15 protein-coding genes are annotated in these 19,978 nt (G+C 35.4%); 13 read left to right on the plus strand and 2 right to left on the minus strand.

Features of this window, described 5'->3' with window-relative positions; translation table 11 throughout:
* Positions 1-244: 244 nt before the first annotated feature.
* Positions 245-832 (minus strand): glutathione peroxidase, encoded by a 588-nt coding sequence (locus tag JO950_RS11790; protein ID WP_202702822.1) that lies wholly within the window; start codon positions 830-832, stop codon positions 245-247.
* 836 nt (positions 833-1,668) lie between these two features.
* Here JO950_RS11790 and JO950_RS11795 point away from each other — a divergent pair.
* The 3 genes from JO950_RS11795 (at position 1,669) to JO950_RS11805 (ending at position 3,457) form a co-directional block, all read left to right on the plus strand.
* Positions 1,669-2,199, plus strand: coding sequence for an RNA polymerase sigma factor (locus JO950_RS11795; protein ID WP_017498502.1), 531 nt, complete (start codon positions 1,669-1,671; stop codon positions 2,197-2,199).
* The gene (locus tag JO950_RS11800; protein WP_017498501.1) at positions 2,199-2,987 is read left to right on the plus strand and encodes an anti-sigma factor domain-containing protein; all 789 of its coding nucleotides are present in this window, start codon (positions 2,199-2,201) and stop codon (positions 2,985-2,987) included. The genes JO950_RS11795 and JO950_RS11800 overlap by 1 nt, the downstream gene beginning before the upstream one ends.
* 89 nt (positions 2,988-3,076) lie before the next feature.
* On the plus strand, positions 3,077-3,457 hold the full coding sequence (locus JO950_RS11805; RefSeq protein WP_202702823.1) for a DoxX family protein: 381 nt from the start codon (positions 3,077-3,079) through the stop codon (positions 3,455-3,457).
* Positions 3,458-3,526: 69 nt separating this feature from the next.
* Here the strand turns inward: JO950_RS11805 and ccsA are convergent, their stop codons facing one another.
* Complete coding sequence (gene ccsA, locus JO950_RS11810; protein WP_202702824.1) at positions 3,527-6,733, minus strand: cytochrome c biogenesis protein CcsA; 3,207 nt, start codon at positions 6,731-6,733, stop codon at positions 3,527-3,529.
* Positions 6,734-7,071: 338 nt separating this feature from the next.
* Here ccsA and JO950_RS11815 point away from each other — a divergent pair, with 338 nt between their 5' ends.
* The 10 genes from JO950_RS11815 (at position 7,072) to JO950_RS11860 (ending at position 19,751) form a co-directional block, all read left to right on the plus strand.
* A complete protein-coding gene (locus tag JO950_RS11815) occupies positions 7,072-7,833 on the plus strand; it encodes a Rossmann-like and DUF2520 domain-containing protein (protein ID WP_202702825.1) in 762 nt (253 codons plus the stop codon).
* Positions 7,817-8,344: an HAD family hydrolase gene (locus JO950_RS11820; protein ID WP_202702826.1), complete on the plus strand. Its 528-nt coding sequence runs from the start codon at positions 7,817-7,819 to the stop codon at positions 8,342-8,344. The genes JO950_RS11815 and JO950_RS11820 overlap by 17 nt, the downstream gene beginning before the upstream one ends.
* A gap of 100 nt (positions 8,345-8,444) precedes the next feature.
* Complete coding sequence (locus tag JO950_RS11825) at positions 8,445-9,371, plus strand: geranylgeranylglycerol-phosphate geranylgeranyltransferase (protein WP_202702827.1); 927 nt, start codon at positions 8,445-8,447, stop codon at positions 9,369-9,371.
* Positions 9,364-9,948 carry a Maf-like protein gene (locus JO950_RS11830; RefSeq protein ID WP_202702828.1) on the plus strand — a complete coding sequence of 195 codons (585 nt, stop codon included), beginning with the start codon at positions 9,364-9,366 and terminating at the stop codon, positions 9,946-9,948. The genes JO950_RS11825 and JO950_RS11830 overlap by 8 nt, the downstream gene beginning before the upstream one ends.
* A 10-nt stretch (positions 9,949-9,958) precedes the next feature.
* Entirely contained in the window at positions 9,959-10,489 is a 531-nt protein-coding gene (locus tag JO950_RS11835; protein WP_202702829.1) for a mechanosensitive ion channel domain-containing protein, read from the plus strand.
* A gap of 273 nt (positions 10,490-10,762) precedes the next feature.
* Positions 10,763-12,589, plus strand: a complete 1,827-nt coding sequence (locus JO950_RS11840; RefSeq protein ID WP_202702830.1) for a hypothetical protein — start codon at positions 10,763-10,765, stop codon at positions 12,587-12,589.
* Positions 12,590-12,791: 202 nt separating this feature from the next.
* Positions 12,792-13,298: a hypothetical protein gene (locus JO950_RS11845; RefSeq protein WP_202702831.1), complete on the plus strand. Its 507-nt coding sequence runs from the start codon at positions 12,792-12,794 to the stop codon at positions 13,296-13,298.
* A gap of 219 nt (positions 13,299-13,517) precedes the next feature.
* Positions 13,518-15,155: a hypothetical protein gene (locus JO950_RS11850; RefSeq protein WP_202702832.1), complete on the plus strand. Its 1,638-nt coding sequence runs from the start codon at positions 13,518-13,520 to the stop codon at positions 15,153-15,155.
* Positions 15,156-15,362: 207 nt separating this feature from the next.
* Positions 15,363-17,894 carry a PIG-L family deacetylase gene (locus JO950_RS11855; RefSeq protein ID WP_202702833.1) on the plus strand — a complete coding sequence of 844 codons (2,532 nt, stop codon included), beginning with the start codon at positions 15,363-15,365 and terminating at the stop codon, positions 17,892-17,894.
* Between the two features lie 123 nt (positions 17,895-18,017).
* Entirely contained in the window at positions 18,018-19,751 is a 1,734-nt protein-coding gene (locus tag JO950_RS11860) for a sodium:solute symporter (RefSeq protein ID WP_202702834.1), read from the plus strand.
* Positions 19,752-19,978 lie beyond the last annotated feature (227 nt).

Below are 19,978 nucleotides of genomic sequence, written 5' to 3' on the forward strand. Positions count from 1 at the left end.
TTACCTTTCATTACCTTAATGGTTACCTCTTAGCAGGGCTGAAAACATCATGCTATTACTATAGCTCTTTCAGAGCAAATGTTAATCTCATAGATCAGTTTTACAAAATCATCTCTTTCCTTTTTTATAATGTAACAAAATGAGTCAGAACAATGTTCTTTGTCCTACATCTATAAACAAAAAAATCCACAAAATTGAAAAGTAAAATTTCAATTTTGTGGACTAAATTTATTGTTTTCTTTTTTTAACCCTTGATCCAGTTGATTACTTCCGGATCTGTTGGCAATGTTCTTGGTTTAATCACTTTTACCAACTCCCCTTTTTCGTTAATCAGGTATTTTTGAAAGTTCCATTCTACTTCAGAATCCTTCAACCCGTTTTTGGATTTTTGTGTTAAGAATTTGTATACTTCACACATATCACTTCCTTTTACAGAAACTTTATCCATCATTGGAAAAGTTACACCATAATTTTGCTGGCAGAATGTCTCAATCTCTTTATTTGTTCCAGGCTCCTGCTCAGCAAAATTATTAGCAGGAAAACCCACAATTACGAATCCTTTATCTTTATACTCTTTGTAAATTGCTTCAAGATCTTTGTATTGAGGAGTTAAACCGCATTTTGATGCCGTGTTAACAATCATCACTTTTTTCCCTTTTAGCGAAGCAAAATCAAAAGTGTCTCCTGATAAATCTTCTACCTTAAATTGATAAATGGTTTCTTTTGTCATAAGTTTATCTGTTTTAGATAATTTCTCTTTACTGGTTTGTGCCTGAATTTTAGTACCGAACAAAAGGGCAATACTACAAGCTATAAATGCTACTTTTTTCATTGTTTATTTTTTTATAAAATTAGTTAAATTCTCTTCTCAAAATCACTTTAAAATCTTTATTTTTTGCTAAACATACGTTAAATAAAAAAAAATGAAGCCTAACGTTAATCAGACGTTAGGCTTCCCCCCATACAAACAAATCAAACCATGAATTAATTGTTATTCCCTTTTTATATCGTTATATTAAAAATAGTTGATGCCCCGGTTTTAGTGCTCATATTTCAAAATTCCAATCCCTCAGGCGTATCTTTTTTAACGGCTTTTATCTTTTATTCTGGGCAAGAGTTGGACTACCTTCATTTTTTCTGGAAGTCCGAAGACATCAACTGATCTACTAATTCCTAAATAATGTATTATCGTTTATTACAAACTCTGAATTCTTATGAACAAGTCCTTTACGAAAATCACTTTTACTAAATCCCGCCAGCGACAAAACAGTAGTCAAGCCAACAATCAGTATTTTCAGTTTATTTAAGCTATTCATGATAAATATTTTTTTATTTATTGAGATTTACTTTACGATTTACTCTTTCTAAATATTAATTTTCATTACTAACTCTAAAAGCAAAAACGCCATTAAAAAACTCAAAACCTCTTCATTTCCAGGTTTTTGCTATTTTCGACACTATAAATTCGATGTTATAATAGCATTTACGCAATTGGATTGCTTTTGGTTTTAAAAAAATCAAAAAAAAATGATATTTTTTTCAAACCCCTTACTTTCCTAGGTTTAAGACTACTAAAAAAATTAAAATATTCACGAAAAAAAATTATCTTTATCTCAGGTTAGACATAATGTCCCTTAAAATTTTGTTCCAACTTAAAATACCACACCTATGAGTCAAGAAGAATTATTAGTTTTAATTTACAAGAAAGACGAACGAGCTTTTACCCATTTGTACGATATGTACTCGAAAAGTTTGTTTTCTGTTATTAATGTTCTCATAAAAAATCGTGAAGAAGCCGAAGATGTTTTGCAGGAAGTTTTTGTCAAAATCTGGAAAAACATCGATTCTTATAATGAGAGTAAAGGTCGGTTTTACACCTGGATCCTTAATATTGCAAGAAATACCTCCATTGACAAGTTAAGATCCAAAAATTTTAATAACAGTCAAAAAAACCTTTCTTCAGATAATTTCGTAAATCTGTTAGACGACAGTAATAAACTCGTTAATAGAATTGATACTATTGGAATACAAGAATTTGTGAAAAAATTAAAACCAAAATGTATCGAGATTATTGATTTATTATTTTTTAAAGGATATACCCAACAAGAAGCTTCAGAAGAATTGGCAATGCCATTGGGGACTATCAAGACGCAAAACAGAAACTGTATTAATGATCTAAGAAATTATCTAAAAATATAATGGAAGCAAAAGAGTATATAGAATCAGGAATTCTGGAACTATACGTTTACGGTTTATTGACCGAAACTGAAAATCTGGAAATAGCCGAACTGGCTAAGAAAAACCCGGAAGTTGATCAGGAAATTATTTCGATAGAGAAAGCTATTGTAGCTTTATCATCAAGTTTTTCTCCTTTTCACTCGGTAGCCAATTTTGAGAAGATAAAAGCTCGTTTAGAACTGAAACACGGCAAAGTAGTCGACATGAAACCAGCTTCGAACTGGTCACAATATGTAGGCTGGGCTGCGGCAGTGTTACTGCTTTTAGGCTTTGGATATCAAACTCTGGAATTGACAAAAACGAAAGAAGCTATTGCTACTGTTGGGACTGAGAAAAACAAAATTGAAAAAGATTACGCTTTCTTAGATCAGCAGAACAAGCAAACCGAAAAAAGTCTGACTATAGTGAGGGACATCAAAAATACCGGTGTAACACTTGGCGGGCAAGCCGTTTCTCCAAGTTCATTTGCAAAAGTGTACTGGAACAAAGACACAAAAACGACGTATATTGATGCTGCCGGCTTACCAAAACCTCCAAAAGGTATGGTGTATCAGGTTTGGGCTTTAAAATTAAGTCCTGTACTAACACCTACGAGTATTGGTTTATTGAGCGATTTTGAAGGAAACTCTCAAAAAATATTTGCTGTAAATCAAACCGATTCAGCAGAAGCTTTTGGAATTACTTTAGAACCTGCCGGAGGAAGCCTGACGCCTACAATGGAACAATTGTATACTTTAGGAAAAGTTTAAAACAAAATACATCTTATCACTTAAAAAACGCATATTCAATTTAATATGCGTTTTTTATTATTTTCAATTTGAAATATACCTAAAAAATTATGAATGGAAATTTACTTTTAAGAACTGCGGTCGCTATTATACTCCTTACTCATTCAGTTTTCGGAATGTTTAATAACGGAATCAATGATTTTGGAAATCTTTATTTAAATCAGATTGGCTTCGCTCCTTTTGGCGTTTTTCTGGCCTGGTCTATTAAATTATCCCATGTAGCAGCAGCCATTCTTCTGCTTATTAACAAATACGTTAAACCTGCAGGATTTGTCACTATCCTCATATTGATAATGGGAATAATCCTTGTTCATTTTCAGGAAGGCTGGTTTGTTGTAGGCGGTGGAAGAAACGGTGCCGAATATAACTTTTTACTCATTGTCGTACTGCTGGCAATTATGTATCCCAATGGCTTAAAAAAACTAAACTAAATACCTCCCGTTTAGACATAAAAAAAGATTCAGCTTAACTGAATCTTTTTTTGTTTATTATACTATTTACTATTTTTTCTTGCTTTTATAGTATTTACGGTATTTCGGATACGTTAAAGCTCCAATAACTGAAATGGTTCCTAACGAATACCAAATCCAGCTTAATGAATGTGCTTCTCCAGTGGCATACGAGTGTAAACCAACTAAGTGAAAGTTTACTCCATAATATGTGAACAATATTGATACAAAAGCAAACATACTCATTAAATTAAAGAACCATTTCCCTCTAAGTGCCGGTACAAAACGAGCGTGAATCACAAAAGCATATACCATAATTGAGATTAAAGCCCATGTTTCTTTTGGATCCCATCCCCAATAACGTCCCCAACTTTCGTTAGCCCACTGTCCGCCCAGGAAGTTACCAATCGTTAACATGATTAAACCAATCGTAATCGACATTTCATTGATATAAGTGATCTCTTTGATATTTAAATCCATTTTAGCTTTGTTCTTTTCATTGGTAAAGAAAATCAATACCAAGGCTACAAAACCTAAAATCATTCCTAAAGCAAAAGGACCATAACTTCCAACAATTACTGCTACGTGAATCATTAACCAATACGAGTTCAATACCGGTTGTAAGTTTGCAATTTCAGGATCAATCCAGTTCATATAAGCTGCCATTACGATCATGGCAGTCACAAAAGCAGATGAAGCTACGGTAAGTTTCGATTTTCGGTCAAAAGCCAATCCAAAGAACATTGTTGCCCATGCTACATATATAATAGACTCATAAGCATTACTCCATGGAGCGTGACCCGAGATGTACCAGCGCGCAATAAGTCCTAAAGTGTGCAGTGCAAACAATACTCCTACCAGTATATGGAAACCGTTGATCGTTATGCGAAGCCATTTTTTCTCAAAAAAGATATTTACAATAGTAAACATCAACATCAAGACTGAAACGGTAAGATACCAGTACGGCAATTTTTTGAAAATATCGTATTTGTTATAGGTTATTTCGGCATCAATTTTCTCCTCGCTTGGTCTTACCTTAGCCCCAAACTTTTTTTGGAAACCATTAATACTTTCTACTAACTGATCGGCTGTTGTAAAGTTTTTTGAAATTGAGCCATTGTTTAATGCACTAAAATACATTGGCAGAATTTGCGTTACATAAGTCGAATCCATTCCTTTAAATCCTCCCTGTTGTCTTTCCAGATACGAAACCCATTTGTGATTTGGGTCATTTGGAATAGGGAATATTTTCAGAATACTGCCACTTAAAGCAGATTCCATCAGATTCACTCTTTTATCGGTATCTATGAAATCTTTCTCAAACTGATTTGGATTTGCTGCTTTATAGGCAGCATCTAAAAATGGTGAAAGTTTATAATTTCCGTTAGCATCAAAAAACTGTACAAACGCAGCACGTTTAGCTTCTTTCTCTACGCCAATAATTTTTCGAATACTGTCGTTTCCGGATCTTAGATGAATCAAAGGAATTTGTATCCAAACCTGAGCATACTGCGTCATAGACAGAAATACCTGATCAGAATTCATTCCGTTGTAGGTATCACTCTGACTTACTTTTCGAAGCAATTCAGATGAAAAAGTATTCACCGGTTTCATTCTACCTCCCGCATCCTGAATAATCAAACGTCCAAATTTAGCGGCATGTGATTCGGGAGCTTTGTAAATGGTGAGTAAAGAGTCTAACTGTTTCTGACTTGGCGGTGCAGTAACATGATTGGCATGATCCTTTGGATCTGTGTTGTGATCGTGATTGTGTCCCGGTGTGTGTACATGCGGAGCCTGAGCAAAACCACTTAAACCAATCATTAAAACTAAAATGGTGATTAGTTTTTCTTTTTTCTTTTTTACGCCTTCTAGTTTGCGTTTCAAATCGCCAAAACGGGAATGTTTGGTAAACATAATAGCCATTAAGCCTATGTATAAAAGAAAATATCCTAAATAAGTAATATTAGTTCCCCAGAAATCGTGATTTACCGACAATACTGTTCCTTTTTCGTCCGGATCAAATGAAGATTGAAAAAATCGATATCCTTTGTGATCTAAAACGTGGTTCATATAAATATCAGCATTAAATGTTTCTGTTGAATCCTGAACGGTTACTTTACTTTCAAAAGAAGAGTAGCTTTTTTCTGTTCCCGGATATTTTGTAGCGATAAAATCGTTTAACTTTATTTTGAAAGGTAAAACATAGGCTTTACTTCCGTAGAACAAACTGTATTCGATTTTTCCAATTTTAACCGTCTGAGGCTCCCCTACACTACCTTTAGAGCCTAAAAGTCTAACTTGTTTTTCCTGTCCGTCAACCTTAATTTTTACAATCAAAGCATCATGATGTGATTTGGCTTTGTAATCGTTATTAGATTCATAATCTACAACTCCTTTAACGGCAGGATCAGGAAATACAATTCTGATATCACCAATACTGTATAAAGAACGCATCATCAAAGGCTGTACATTATCTTTGCTTACCTTACCTTTTAACTGATCGGCCATTCGCATGAACTCTCCTTCAAAAGGTGTCTGAATGGTATATTTATCTCCTGTGGTATTGATGTTGATTGCACCGGCAGTTGGTTTGTTCAACGCAAATAATACATTGTGAATATTTTGTACTTCACCCTCTTTCAGGTAATGCTCCTCACGTCCGCCAGAACCGGCTTCTACCATTTTTAAGTATAACGTTCCTGTAGGATCCGGTTTTATAGTCTCTTTAGCCCCCATGATGTAATTCACGTACGACACTTCAAAAGGAGTCTCATCGAATTTTCCGGAAAGCGTAAAATCATTATTGGTCACAGGTGAAAACAATAAGCTTTTGTCAAAAACTCTGCGTTTCATTTCTCCCTTATATTCTCCATCTGCAAAAACAGTCAGGAATGTTTTATCAGAATAAATTTGATTCTCAGCAGCCCCTTCACGGATAGGCATCATTCCTTCATAACTGATATAACGCGTAATAAAAGCTCCTAAAAGAATAAAAATAAAGGCAAGGTGAAGTAATAAAGTGGCCCATTTTTCTTTTTTATGCAATTGGTAACGTTTGATGTTTCCAAAGAAATTGATCAAAAAGAAGACCATTATCGCTTCAAACCACCAGGTATTATAGATTAAAATTCGGGCTGTATCTGTGTTGTACTTACTTTCGATAAAAGTTCCAACACCCATTGCAATTGCGAATGTTAAAAAAAGAACGGCCATTAATCGTGTAGAAAACAAAAAAGAGAATATTTTTTTATCCATTTTTAAGGAATTACATTGTATAAAAGTGGCACAAAAATACTTAAAAATGTTGATTTGCAACGGCTGTAATTTGTTAATAAAAACCAAATATAAATTAGTAAATCAAATCCTTTCTTTAAAAAACGTGCGTTTAATTTTACAAATTCACAATCAAGTTTATGAATCTGTTTTTTTATGCCACAGATTACGGGATTAAAACAGGATTTATTCTTTTAGCAAACTACTTTTAGAACAGTCCTTTTTAAATAAATCAACAGAATCATTGCAATCCGTATAATCTGCAGCTAAACTTCTTTCATGCTTATTCTCTTTAAAAAAAATAATACTAATTTTGCGCTATGATTCGAATTACAATAATTGGTTCCGGAAATGTTGCCCAGCATTTGATCAAAGCTTTCTCTAAAAGTGAAGCGGTAGAAATTGTGCAGGTATTTTCGAGAAAAAAGGAAGCCCTTGCTTCTTTGGTAAGTTTTGAAAAAATCACGGATAGTTTTGACTCTTTACAAGAAGCTGATCTGTATATAATCGCGGTTTCAGACAATGCAATTTCAGAGGTTTCAAAGCAGTTACCATTTCAAAATCGTCTTGTCGTTCATACCTCAGGAGCGGCTCCCATCGAAACTCTGGATATAAAAAATCGTAGAGGTGTTTTTTATCCACTTCAAACCTTTTCTAAAAATACCACCATTGACTTTTCAGTGATTCCGGTTTGTCTGGAGGCTGAAAATACCTTTGATTTTCGTGTTTTAGAAAAAGTAGCCAAAAGCATTTCAAAGTCGGTTTACCCTATCAATTCCGATCAAAGAAAGGCACTGCACGTTGCAGCGGTTTTTGTGAACAATTTCACCAATCATCTGTATCAAATCGGACAGGAGATCTGCAAAGAACATCAGGTGCCATTTGACGTTTTGAAACCTTTAATCCAGGAAACGGCTCAAAAAATAAATACACTAGATCCGATTGACGCTCAAACCGGACCTGCAAAACGCAAAGATTCTACTACAATCGAAGCGCATTTGGAGTATTTAAACCCTGAAAATCAAAAGAATATTTATAAAATACTAACACAATCTATACAAAATAATGGCAAAAAATTATAAAGAAATAATGAATGACATCACCACTTTCGTTTTTGATGTTGATGGTGTGCTTACCGATAGTTCCGTTTTCGTAACCAATGAAGGAGAGATTCTTCGTACCATGAATATTCGTGATGGTTATGCTATGAAAGCAGCAGTTGAAAGCGGTTACAATGTTTGCATTATTTCAGGCGGAAGCAATGAAGGTGTTCGTGTACGTTTGCGCAATTTAGGCATTAATGACATTCATTTAGGAACTCCCGATAAAGTAGCAACTTTTGCAGCATATACTGAAACTTATAACATTCAACCGGAACAAGTTTTGTATATGGGCGATGATATTCCGGATTATCATGTGATGAAATTAGTAGGTTTACCAACTTGTCCACAAGATGCAAGTCCGGAAATTAAAAACATTTGCCGCTATATCTCACACGTAAATGGTGGTAAAGGTGCCGCACGCGATGTGATCGAACAAGTAATGAAAGTTCAGGGGAAATGGATGGAACATTTTAACGGAAAACACGATTAATGATTGCTGATTGTTGATTTTAGATTGCATTTCACAAATTACATTTCACAAAAAAAAACTTAGCTCCTCAGCCTCTCAGAACCTTAGTACCTATAAAAAAATGAAATTCCTCAAACTCATTCGCTACAAAAACCTGCTCCTGCTAGCTTTTATGCAGGTATTATTTCGCTATGCCTTTCTAAAACAGCAGAATATTCCTTTAGCTTTAGCGGACTGGCAATACGGATTATTGGTTTTAAGTACCGTTTTACTGGCAGCAGCGGGTTATGTCATTAATAATATTTACGATGTTGCAACGGATAGTATCAATAAACCTGCTGATGTTGTAATTGGTAAAGGAATTTCTGAAACAACAGCCTATAACCTTTATATTGGACTTAACATTACCGGAGTTGCTATTGGATTCCTGTTGTCTAATATCATTCTTAGGCCAATGTTTGCTTCGCTTTTTATTTTAATTGCTTCGCTGCTTTACTTTTATGCAACGACCTTAAAACAAATTATGATTCTGGGGAATTTTGTTGTGGCTTTATTACTTTCTGTAAGTGTATGGGTTATTGGAATCTTCGACCTTTTTCCTGCTACGAATTCTGAAAATCAGGCACAAATGGCGAGTTTTTTCTCCATCTTAACCGATTATGCAATATTTGCTTTTATGATTAATTTTACTCGGGAAATCGTGAAAGATATTGAGGATCACAATGGCGACTATAATCAGGGAATGAATACGTTACCGATCGCTATTGGAATTAGCAGAACTGCAAAAATAGCCCTGGGACTTGCAATAATTCCTTTTATATCTTGTTTACTTTACATCAAAACCTATTTTGTGGAGAACAATCTTTTTATCGCTACATTTTATGCTTTTGCATTTGTTCTGGCTCCCTTACTGTATTTTATTGTAAAAATATTTGGAGCAAAAAATCAAAAAGAATTCCACCATTTAAGTACCGTTTTGAAACTAATTTTATTCTTCGGAATTTTATCGATTCTCGTTATCACCTTAAATATCAAATACAATGCTTAAAGAAAAGCTAAAAAAATATACGTTAATTCTAGCTTCGGGATCGCCTCGCAGACAGCAGTTTTTCAAAGACCTGGATCTTGACTTCGAAATTAGGTTAAAGGACATTGAAGAAATCTATCCGCCGGAACTAAAAGCAGTCGAAATCACAGATTATCTGGCAGCATTAAAGGCCAGTGCATTTGAAGGTGAACTGAATGAAAATGAAATCCTGGTCACCAGTGACACCATAGTTTGGCATGAGAATAAAGCACTAGGTAAGCCAAAAAATGCTGAGGAAGCCTTTGCTATGATCAAGTCATTATCCAATACTACTCATGAAGTGATCACCTCCGTTTGTTTTAAAACAAACAGCTCTTCTACTCTTTTGAATGATATTACAAAGGTTACCTTTAATGATTTATCAGACGAGGCAATTTTGTATTACATCGAAAATTACAAACCCTACGACAAAGCCGGTGCTTATGGCATTCAGGAATGGTTTGGTTTTATGGCAGTTGCAAAAGTAGAAGGTTCTTACACCAATGTTATGGGATTGCCAACAGCCAAAGTTTATGAATATTTGAGTACTTTAGTGTAAAAATTTGTTTATGTTTTCTTTCAAAGAATATAGCCAGGAGATCTTAACTACCATAATTTTGATTCTCGTTCTGATAGCGTTGCGTATTATTGTTGCAAAACTAATTCGTCGTTATGCCAGTACAAGTCAGTTATTAGAGCATCGTACCAATTTAGTGATCAAGTACATTCACTTGCTCATGAACATACTGGTTATGATTAGCCTGATTGTAATTTGGGGCGTTGAAACCAAAGATATTTTCATAACGGTTTCTTCCATTGCTACTGTAATTGGAGTGGCTATGTTTGCTCAGTGGTCTATTTTGAGCAATATAACTTCGGGAATGATTTTGTTTTTTTCTTTTCCTTTCCGAATTGGAGATACCATCAAAATTCATGATAAAGACTTTCCAATCGAAGCAGAAATTGAAGATATAAGCGCCTTTCATGTGAACTTAAAAACAAAAGACGGCGAAAAGATTATTTTTCCCAATAATTTACTGCTACAAAAAGGAATTTCTATAATGCCTGTCCAATACGAAGAAAAGGAGTTTTTTGATTAAGATAAGTTCTTGAATCTTATACTATTTTATTCAACAAAATGCCTCTTTTCCTCAAAGCGTTAGGGATGGGAGCGATATCCTTTTGCAATACCCAAACATTTTTTTGCATCTCCCAAATCTTCTATCGCAAAAGATTTAGCGGACAGCCCGACCCGGAGGGGAACGCCATAAACAAAATTATCAGTAACGAAATACGAATCTAATGTTTTAAAGAGTGATAATAATTGCTTATATTCATCTATAAATTAACCTTTAAGCCGATAAAAAAATATAATGTCTGTAAACACAAAAATAGTCGTTTTTATTCTATTATGCTTTTGCTTACAAGGCACTTATGCACAGGTTAATCCACCACAGAAAAACGTAAAAACTAAAAAAGACAGTACCGAAGTTTACCAAAAAATTAGAAACTATTCGAAAAAGAATAAATTTACACAAACCCTTCATAAACTGTTCTTCAGGGGAGACAATACACAAAAAAAAGAAGTTTTAGTACAAAATGACACCACCGATTTTAGCGGTAAAATCATTCGGAACATTAATATTATAACACTTGATCCGTTCGGGCATTCGGTAACAGACAGCACCAAGATACCCAAAAACTGGGGAGAAAGAACAGGAAACAGACTGCATTTAAAAACAAAAAAAATAGCAATCTACAATCTGCTGCTCTTCAAAAAAAACACCCCTTACGACACTTACAAAGTACAGGAAACTGAACGTTTGATACGATCTCAGCGATATGTTACAGCTGTAAGAATTACGAATAAGATAACCGGAGTAGCTTCAGATTCAGTTGACGTAACGATTAGAGTTCTGGACTCCTGGAGTACGATTCCCAGATTTGCGGTCTCTGGTAATCAGGTGTCTTTTGGTATTAAAGAGAAAGATTTTTTTGGAACAGGACAACAATTGGACTATAAACACACCAACCGATTTAAAGATGGCCGTACTGCCAACGAAGTAAGCTACAACATTCCTAATATTAAAAATACTTATATAGGAACCACTTTATACTACAAGATTGATCTTGATAACAACTACACGAAAAGTATCAACATTGAACGACTTTTTTATTCTCCTTTGACCCGATGGGCCGGTGGTATATATGCGGGGCAGAACTACAAAAAAGATTCTTTGCAGGCACCTGATAAATCGTATGCATTTCAACCCTTTAAAAATAATTTTCACGATTTCTGGGCAGGGCATGCCAGTAAAGTAACTCAAGATGAAGACGGTATCACCAACCTCGTGGCAACCGCACGTTTTCTGAACGTTAATTATAGTCAAACTCCTTCTGAACTCTACGACCCCACTCGTTTTTACTCTGATGAAAAGCTGATTTTAAGTGGAATTGGTTTGAACCGACGCAAATTTATAAAAGACAATTATATTTTTAGAAATGGCCAAACAGAGGACGTTCCCATTGGGAAAGTCTACGGAATTACTCTGGGGTACCAATACAAAAACAAAGAATGGCGCCCTTATGCAGGAGCGCAGTTCTCTTTTGGAAATTACTACCGTTGGGGATTTTTTAGTACTAATCTGGAAGCCGGTACTTTTTTTCATGATTCAAAAACCTATCAAACGGCTTTCTCGTTTGAATCTAACTATTTCACAAAACTATTCACTATCGGAAACTGGAAACTTCGCCAGTTTGTAAACCCATTCATCGTTATTGGTGCCAATCGCGAAAATATCATTGGAGATCAGCTTAACATTAATGAGGCAAATGGTTTGGCTGGATTTAATACTGCTATATACGGAACAAATAAGGTGGTTCTGTCACTTCAAACACAAACCTATTCCCCTTATGCTATACTAGGATTTCGTATCAATCCCTTTTTTAATTATGGACTCGCTGTATTAGGAGGTCCAAATGATGCTATTGGAAGAAATAAGGCCTACCAAAAAATAACTTTGGGTTTGTCGATAAATAATGACTACCTGGTATTCAGTTCCTTCCAGATTTCACTGTCCTACTACCCTACTATTCCTTTTCAGGGAGATAATGTTTTTAAAACCAACACTTTTCAGGCCTCTGATTTTGGTTTACAAAGTTTTGAACTGGCTAAACCACGAATTGTAGAGTACCAATAGTAAAAAATCTATTTTTCTTTACTTTTTTCAAAAAAAACAGAGACTACAAAAATAACTAATATTCAACACTTTAGACAAATTTCATTTTTAAAAAATCGTCAAAATGCATCATTTATCCGATGAAATACATTGTGCTTTAATTTTTGGCACAGTATATGAATATCACAAAACAGGATCAACCTTAACCTTTAAATTAAAAAAAATGAAAACAATAAAATTAGCAATTGCAGGACTTTTTCTCCTGGTTGCAAATGCCACGCAAGCGCAGGTATCTATAAACGTTAACATAGGAACACCTCCGGCTTGGGGACCGGCGGGATACGAAGAAATAGAGTATTATTATCTCCCGGACATCGAAGCGTACTATGACGTTAGAGCTTCACAGTTTCTTTATTTTGGAGGGGGTCGATGGGTTAGAACAACCTACTTGCCAAGGCAATACAGAAACTATGATTTATACGGAGGTTATAAAGTTGTTTTGAACGATTATCACGGCAGAACTCCTTATACTTACTTTGACCGTCACAGAGTAAAGTACTACAAAGGATACCATGGTGCTCCACAAAGATGTTACAAGCCAAGACCAAGATATGGTTATGACGACCGTCATTATGATAAAAAACGCTACGAAAAACGCCATAAACATCATAGAGACGATGACGATGATGATGACGATCACGATGGTCATTACGGGCGAAGAAGAGGCTAATTATTGCTAAATCGTTAATTTTCAATACAAAAGAGTATCAAAAATCATGATACTCTTTTTTTATGCATGCATAGTAAATACCAAAAACGTTAATTTAATAAATATAATTTAAAAATAACAACTAAAACGATTGAAAAAGTTAAAGTATTCACAAGCATAATGAGTTACGACTTACAAAATCGTAATTTTGCGCAAAATTTAAACAAAAAAATAGATTTTATGAAGAAGAGCGTTTATTTATTTTCATGGTTAGCGTTGTCCCTTTTTACATTTTGTACGAATCATGACGACTCTGCAACGAATGACCAGGCTAAAAACAATAACATCGAAATCAATAGCGATATTACGGCTTTAAATAAGAGACTTGATTACACCAATTCCGGAGTAATTTCAATTAGCGGTTCATCAGCTTCAACAGCTAAACTGTTGAATAGCGCTCAATCTTCGGCTACCGGTTTTCCATTGGTTCAAATTGCAGAGGTTAATCCACCAAAAGACAATAGCGGGAGAACGTTACAGGCCAGTCATGTAGCGGTAAACGGAAACTATGCTTACGTTGCTTATACCATGAGTGGTGAAGCATATTCAGGAGCTATTGATGTTATTGATGTCTCTGATCCTTATAAACCTAAATTGATCACTTCAGCCCTAATCGCCAATACCGATATTACCTCGCTTACCTATTCAAACGGAAATCTAATTATTGGTGCAGCGGCCGATATCGATAAAAATCCATCGCTAAAAAGCCCTGCTGTTGTCATTAACATGCCTTTAAGTTCAGGTATGCTAACGGATAAATACACGATCACTAATCTTGAAGGTCAAGTAACAACTGATGCTGCTTCGAATTCAGGTTCTTATTTTGCGGTAACCGGAGACCAGGGAAGTCTGTTTAAAATCAATGCTGCCTCTAAAACAATCTCAGGAAAAGTTGCCGTAGAAGATTTACGTTCTGTAGCAATCAACGGAGATAAAGTAGTGACATTGAGCGGAACAAAAGGAGTAAATATTTATAACGAATCAACACTGGCATTACAAAAAAGCTTTACCACATCAACAGATGTAAAGGCTTCAAAAAGAACGATAGATTTTGATGGTACAAAATTATTAGTATCAGAAGGATATAACGGTTTAAGTGTTTACGACATCAATAGCGGTTCAAAACTACAGACTATTCCGTTAGCTGTTGCCGGTGAAGAGAATGTTACCAATGCCTTGTCTGTTAATGACGGTTATGCCTTTGTAGCCAATGGTGCCGCAGGTTTAAATGTATACAAAACGGGGGCTCAACTTGGTTTATTGGGAACTGTTGATATACTAGGTTCGTCAAACTATGTAAAATCAAGTGGTAATTTTATCTATGTAGCCAGTGGAAAAGGCGGTTTGAAAATTATCAAGATGGAAAAACCAAACACCACTTTTGAGGGCTGTACAGGATATGGTACTTATAACCAGGGACAAAATCTGATTCTGAACTCCAATGAAGTTAAATCGTACTCCGGTGCTACCTCTATTAGCTCTGCCATTATTAATTCCGGTGCAGTATTAACGCACTGTGGTTCAATTACAGTTCAAAATAATCTAACCTTAAACAGTGGAGGAACTTTCAACATGAAAGGAACATTGTCTCAGGGTAAATACGGTCAGTCTAATCCAACAGAACTTATCATCAACAGCAATGCGGTATTACAAGTTGAAGGTACTGTAGTGATTTGGGGAGATGTTAGATTGAATAGTGGTGCGAAGATTAATTTTATTGGAAACAGCTCTTCTATTACCATTTATGGAAAAGTAACCAAAAACAGCAATGTTACCATTACAGGAAACTATAAAGACACAGAAAATAAATTGAAATAATTTACTGCAATCCTAAGAAATACCACGTGATCTAATACATTAGATCTATTTTCTATAAAGCTGTCAGATTTGATCTGGCAGCTTTTTTTTTGAATCAATTTTCTTAAAAAAGCAAATCAATAACCAAACATTAACATTTCATTTAAATACTCTTCCATGATTTAATTAGTATTTTTGAAACGCTATCAAAAAACACCTAACCTTATTATGCGAAAAATTCAGATACAAATTCTTCTCTTTTTTTTATCAGGCATTTCTCTTTCTTTTGCACAACAACCACAAAAACCAAGTTCTGTTGAAATTTACAACCAAATTAAAAAATTAAACTTTTTAGGTTCAGTATTGTACATTGCAGCGCATCCGGATGACGAAAATACCCGCCTAATTTCTTATATGGCCAATGAAGTAAATGCCAGAACAGGTTATTTGTCTTTAACTCGCGGTGATGGTGGACAAAATTTAATTGGTCCACAATTACGCGAATTGTTAGGTGTTATCAGAACACAAGAACTAATCGAAGCCAGAAAAATTGATGGCGGTGAACAGTTTTTCTCCCGTGCAAATGATTTTGGCTATTCTAAAACCCCTGATGAAACATTAGAAATCTGGAATAAAGATAAGGTACTGGCCGATATGATTTGGACGATCCGAAAATTTCAACCGGATGTAATCATCAACCGATTTGATCACCGTTCACCAGGTACTACCCACGGGCATCATACATCATCGGCGATGCTAAGTGTGGAAAGCTTTAAACTCACCAATGATCCGAAAACATATCCGGAACAATTAAAATATGTAAAACCCTGGCAGGTGAAACGTCAGTTTTTCAATACATCCTGGTGGTTCTACGGAAGTCAGGAAAAATTTAAAGCTGCAAATAAATCCAACTTTATTCAATTGGAAACCGGAGTTTACTATCCGGGAATTGGAAAGTCAAATCAGGAAATTGCTGCTTTAAGCCGCAGCCGTCATCAATCCCAAGGTTTTGGAAGTACCGGATCACGTGGTGACGAAACCGAATTTTTAGAACTCATCAACGGTGATCGTCCGATAGACAAAACTAATTTATTTGAAGGAATTGATACTTCATGGAACCGCGTTAAAAACGGAAAACCTGTTGGAGATTTAATCTCTTCCATCATCGCCAAATATGATTTCAGCAATCCGTCAGCCAGTATTCCGGATCTGATTAAAGCCTATACGATGATTGAGGCATTGGAAGACGATCACTGGAAGTCTGTAAAATCAATCGCCATCAAAAATATCATCGCTTCCTGTACCGGATTGTATCTGGAAGCGGCAGCAATTGAGCAGGAAGCCACTCCGGGAAGCACTATTAAAGTTACTCTGGAAGCCATTAACAGATCTTCAATCGAAATGCAATTAAGCAGTGTGACTTCACTACCGGATCAGAAAAGCACTCCACAAAATATACTGCTGAAAAACAATAACGATCAAAAAATAAGCTACCAAATTCAGCTTCCTACTACATTAGAATACACGCAGCCTTATTGGTTAAAAGAAAAAGCAACTGAAGGAATGTATACGGTTTCTAATCAGGAAAACATTGGTATTCCCGATATTATCAGACAAGTCAAAGTAGTTTTTAATGTCAAAATAAATGGTGTAGAAATTCCGTTCGAACGCACTGTAATCTACAAATACAATGACGGTGTAAAGGGAGAAATGTACAATTTCCTTGATATTGTTCCTGAAGTTACTACCTCAGTTCTTGAAAAAGTTTTAATTTTTGGAAGTACGAAAAGCAAGTTAGTACCGGTAAAAGTACGTGCAGGGAAAGACGGTATCAAAGGAAATCTGCAATTGGAATTACCAAAAAGCTGGAGCGTTTCTCCTAAGGAAATTCCTTTTACTTTAGAGAACAAAGGAAACGAACAGATCTTTTACTTTGAAGTTACACCACCCGTAAATCCGGAAGAAACTGTTGCTAAAAGTATTGCTGTTGTCGATGGTAAACGTTTTGACAAAGATCAGACCATTATCGATTACAGTCATATTACCAAACAAATGGTTTTAAAACCGGCTGAGTCAAAATGCATCCGAATTGAGTTAAAAACAAATGGTGATTCGATAGCTTATATTATGGGTGCCGGTGATGAAGTTCCAGAAAGTTTAGCGCAAATGGGATACAAAGTCAGTATTATTAAACCGGAAGAAATCACACCCGAAAAACTGGACTCCTTCAATGTTGTAATGACCGGAGTACGTGCCTATAATACTATAAATGCTTTGGCACACAAACAAAATATCCTTTTCAACTTTGTGAAAAGTGGTAAAAACATGATTGTACAATACAATACGTACGGACAAACGGTAACCGATCAAATTGCTCCTTATCCGTTAAAAATATCAAACGACCGTGTGACCGAAGAAAATGCTAAAATCACTTTTCTGGCTCCTAATCACCCTATTTTAAACACACCAAACAAAATCAGTACTAAAGATTTTGAAGGCTGGAAACAAGAACAGGGTTTGTATTATCCTGATCAGTATGATCCTGCCTTTACTCCTATTCTTTCTTCACATGACAAAGGAGAATCGGCTAAAAATGGTGCTCTATTGGTGGCACCCTACGGAAAAGGATACTATATTTACACCGGTTTAAGCTTCTTTAGAGAACTGCCCGAAGGTGTTGCCGGAGCTTATCGATTGTTATCGAATATGATTTCATTAAAACAGCCCATAGAGGCTCCCAAACAGGAATTAAAAAAGTAAACTATTCCCAATATGGAAACTAAAAAAATAAAAAAATGGAAGAAAAGCTACACTTATGTTTTAGTAGCCAACGCCATTTACATTCTGATTTTTTTCTTAATCATGAAATTATACTCATAACTTATGCAGCTATTTGATTGGATCGTACTGATCGTTACTCTTTTATTCATCGTTGGGTACGGCTCTTGGAAAACCAAAGGAAGTAAAAACGTCGAAGATTTTATTCTTGGAAACAACGAAACTCCCTGGTATACCGTCGGACTATCCGTTATGGCCACTCAAGCCAGTGCTATTACTTTTCTTTCGACTCCAGGACAGGCCTATCATGACGGAATGGGTTTCATACAGTTCTATTTTGGACTGCCAATTGCCATGATTGTCATTTGTGTGACTTTTATTCCTCTTTATCATAAAAATAAAGTATTTACCGCTTATGAGTTTCTGGAAAAGAGATTCGATTTAAAAACCCGTTCCCTGGCTGCCATTTTATTTTTAGTTCAGAGAGGTTTAGGAACCGGTTTAACCATTTATGCACCGGCGATTATTCTCTCGGCTCTTTTGGGATGGAATTTAACTCTAATGAACATTATAATTGGGGTTATGGTTATCATTTATACCTTTTCCGGAGGAACAAAGGCAGTAAACGTGACTCAGAAGCAGCAAATGTTTGTAATCATGTCGGGAATGTTTATCACTTTTTTCCTGATTCTGCACTACCTGCCAAACGATATGACTTTTACCAGTGCGCTGCACATTGCCGGAGCCAACGATAAAATGAATATTGTCGATTTCTCTTTTGATCCGGAAGAAAAATATACTTTCTGGAGTGGAATCACTGGTGGTTTTTTCCTCGCTCTTGCCTATTTCGGAACCGATCAATCGCAGGTTGGTCGCTATTTATCCGGAAAATCAGTTCGTGAAAGTCAAATGGGACTAATCATGAATGGACTTTTAAAGGTTCCTATGCAATTCTTTATTCTGCTGACCGGAGTTATGGTTTTTGTCTTTTTTCAGTTCAATCCCGTTCCGTTAAATTTCAATCCCAACAATAAAATTGTCATCGAAAAATCACCTTACAAAGAGGAATACCATGCTTTAGAGAAAAAACTAAGCAGTTTATCGGAAGACAAAAAAGTGATCAATTTATTATACATCGACCAGCTGAATCAGGATTTCGACAATCCGATTTTACGAAAAGAACTGGTTACATTGTCCAATAAAGAAAAAGACCTTCGTGACCGTGCCAAAGAAATCATTTCCAAGGCTGATAGCAACAGTGAAACTAATGATAAAGATTACGTCTTCTTTCATTTTATTCTCAATTACTTGCCAAAAGGACTAATTGGCCTACTTTTAGCCGTAATTCTTTCAGCCGCAATGTCTTCAACGGCTTCAGGGTTAAATGCTTTAGCGTCGACGACTGCCATTGATATTTACAAAAGAAATCTGAAAACTGAAAAATCAGAGAAACATTATCTGAACGCGACCAAGTTTTTCACCTTATTCTGGGGAATTGTAGCGATACTTTTTGCCTGCGTGGGAACTTTGTTCGAAAACTTAATTCAATTGGTAAACATTATTGGATCTATTTTCTACGGAACCGTTCTGGGCATCTTTTTAGTCGGCTTCTATCTCCGACGCGTAAAGGCCAAAGCCATGTTTTATAGCGCTATAATCAGTCAGCTTACCATATTTATCATTTATTATTTTATGATTGCAATTTACCCGAGCGGTCAGGAAAAACTGGGGTACTTATGGTTGAATTTCATTGGAGCCATTCTGACAATTGTTCTCTCATTATTCATGCAGCTGGCCTTTTTTAGAAATGAACCGGACGCAGAGGAAATCATTATCTAGTAATTCTAAAACCTGAATTTAGCATACAGCCTTTTCAAGTTAAAAAAATTAAACCCAGACAATTAAAAAATAATCTTCTAAATTTGATTTTGGAAGATTATTTTTTTTTTATAAGCTGTAGTGGATAATCTGGTAATTCAAAACCATCTAACAACTAACATTTTACTTCAGCTAATTCTTCGACAAAATTTTTATCTTTGAGAAAGCAACCGTTTAAATTCCAACGC

The organism is Flavobacterium sp. UGB4466 (genome assembly GCF_903469665.1).
Taxonomy (GTDB): domain Bacteria; phylum Bacteroidota; class Bacteroidia; order Flavobacteriales; family Flavobacteriaceae; genus Flavobacterium; species Flavobacterium lipolyticum.

Excerpts from the sequence above, each read along its gene's own strand:
- JO950_RS11790 (WP_202702822.1), bottom strand. The coding sequence starts at position 832 with ATGAAAAAAGTAGCATTTATAGCTTGTAGTATTGCCCTTTTGTTCGGT.
- JO950_RS11795 (WP_017498502.1), top strand. The coding sequence starts at position 1,669 with ATGAGTCAAGAAGAATTATTAGTTTTAATTTACAAGAAAGACGAACGA.
- JO950_RS11800 (WP_017498501.1), top strand. The coding sequence starts at position 2,199 with ATGGAAGCAAAAGAGTATATAGAATCAGGAATTCTGGAACTATACGTT.
- JO950_RS11805 (WP_202702823.1), top strand. The coding sequence starts at position 3,077 with ATGAATGGAAATTTACTTTTAAGAACTGCGGTCGCTATTATACTCCTT.
- ccsA (WP_202702824.1), bottom strand. The coding sequence starts at position 6,733 with ATGGATAAAAAAATATTCTCTTTTTTGTTTTCTACACGATTAATGGCC.
- JO950_RS11815 (WP_202702825.1), top strand. The coding sequence starts at position 7,072 with ATGATTCGAATTACAATAATTGGTTCCGGAAATGTTGCCCAGCATTTG.
- JO950_RS11820 (WP_202702826.1), top strand. The coding sequence starts at position 7,817 with ATGGCAAAAAATTATAAAGAAATAATGAATGACATCACCACTTTCGTT.
- JO950_RS11825 (WP_202702827.1), top strand. The coding sequence starts at position 8,445 with ATGAAATTCCTCAAACTCATTCGCTACAAAAACCTGCTCCTGCTAGCT.
- JO950_RS11830 (WP_202702828.1), top strand. The coding sequence starts at position 9,364 with ATGCTTAAAGAAAAGCTAAAAAAATATACGTTAATTCTAGCTTCGGGA.
- JO950_RS11835 (WP_202702829.1), top strand. The coding sequence starts at position 9,959 with ATGTTTTCTTTCAAAGAATATAGCCAGGAGATCTTAACTACCATAATT.
- JO950_RS11840 (WP_202702830.1), top strand. The coding sequence starts at position 10,763 with ATGTCTGTAAACACAAAAATAGTCGTTTTTATTCTATTATGCTTTTGC.
- JO950_RS11845 (WP_202702831.1), top strand. The coding sequence starts at position 12,792 with ATGAAAACAATAAAATTAGCAATTGCAGGACTTTTTCTCCTGGTTGCA.
- JO950_RS11850 (WP_202702832.1), top strand. The coding sequence starts at position 13,518 with ATGAAGAAGAGCGTTTATTTATTTTCATGGTTAGCGTTGTCCCTTTTT.
- JO950_RS11855 (WP_202702833.1), top strand. The coding sequence starts at position 15,363 with ATGCGAAAAATTCAGATACAAATTCTTCTCTTTTTTTTATCAGGCATT.
- JO950_RS11860 (WP_202702834.1), top strand. The coding sequence starts at position 18,018 with ATGCAGCTATTTGATTGGATCGTACTGATCGTTACTCTTTTATTCATC.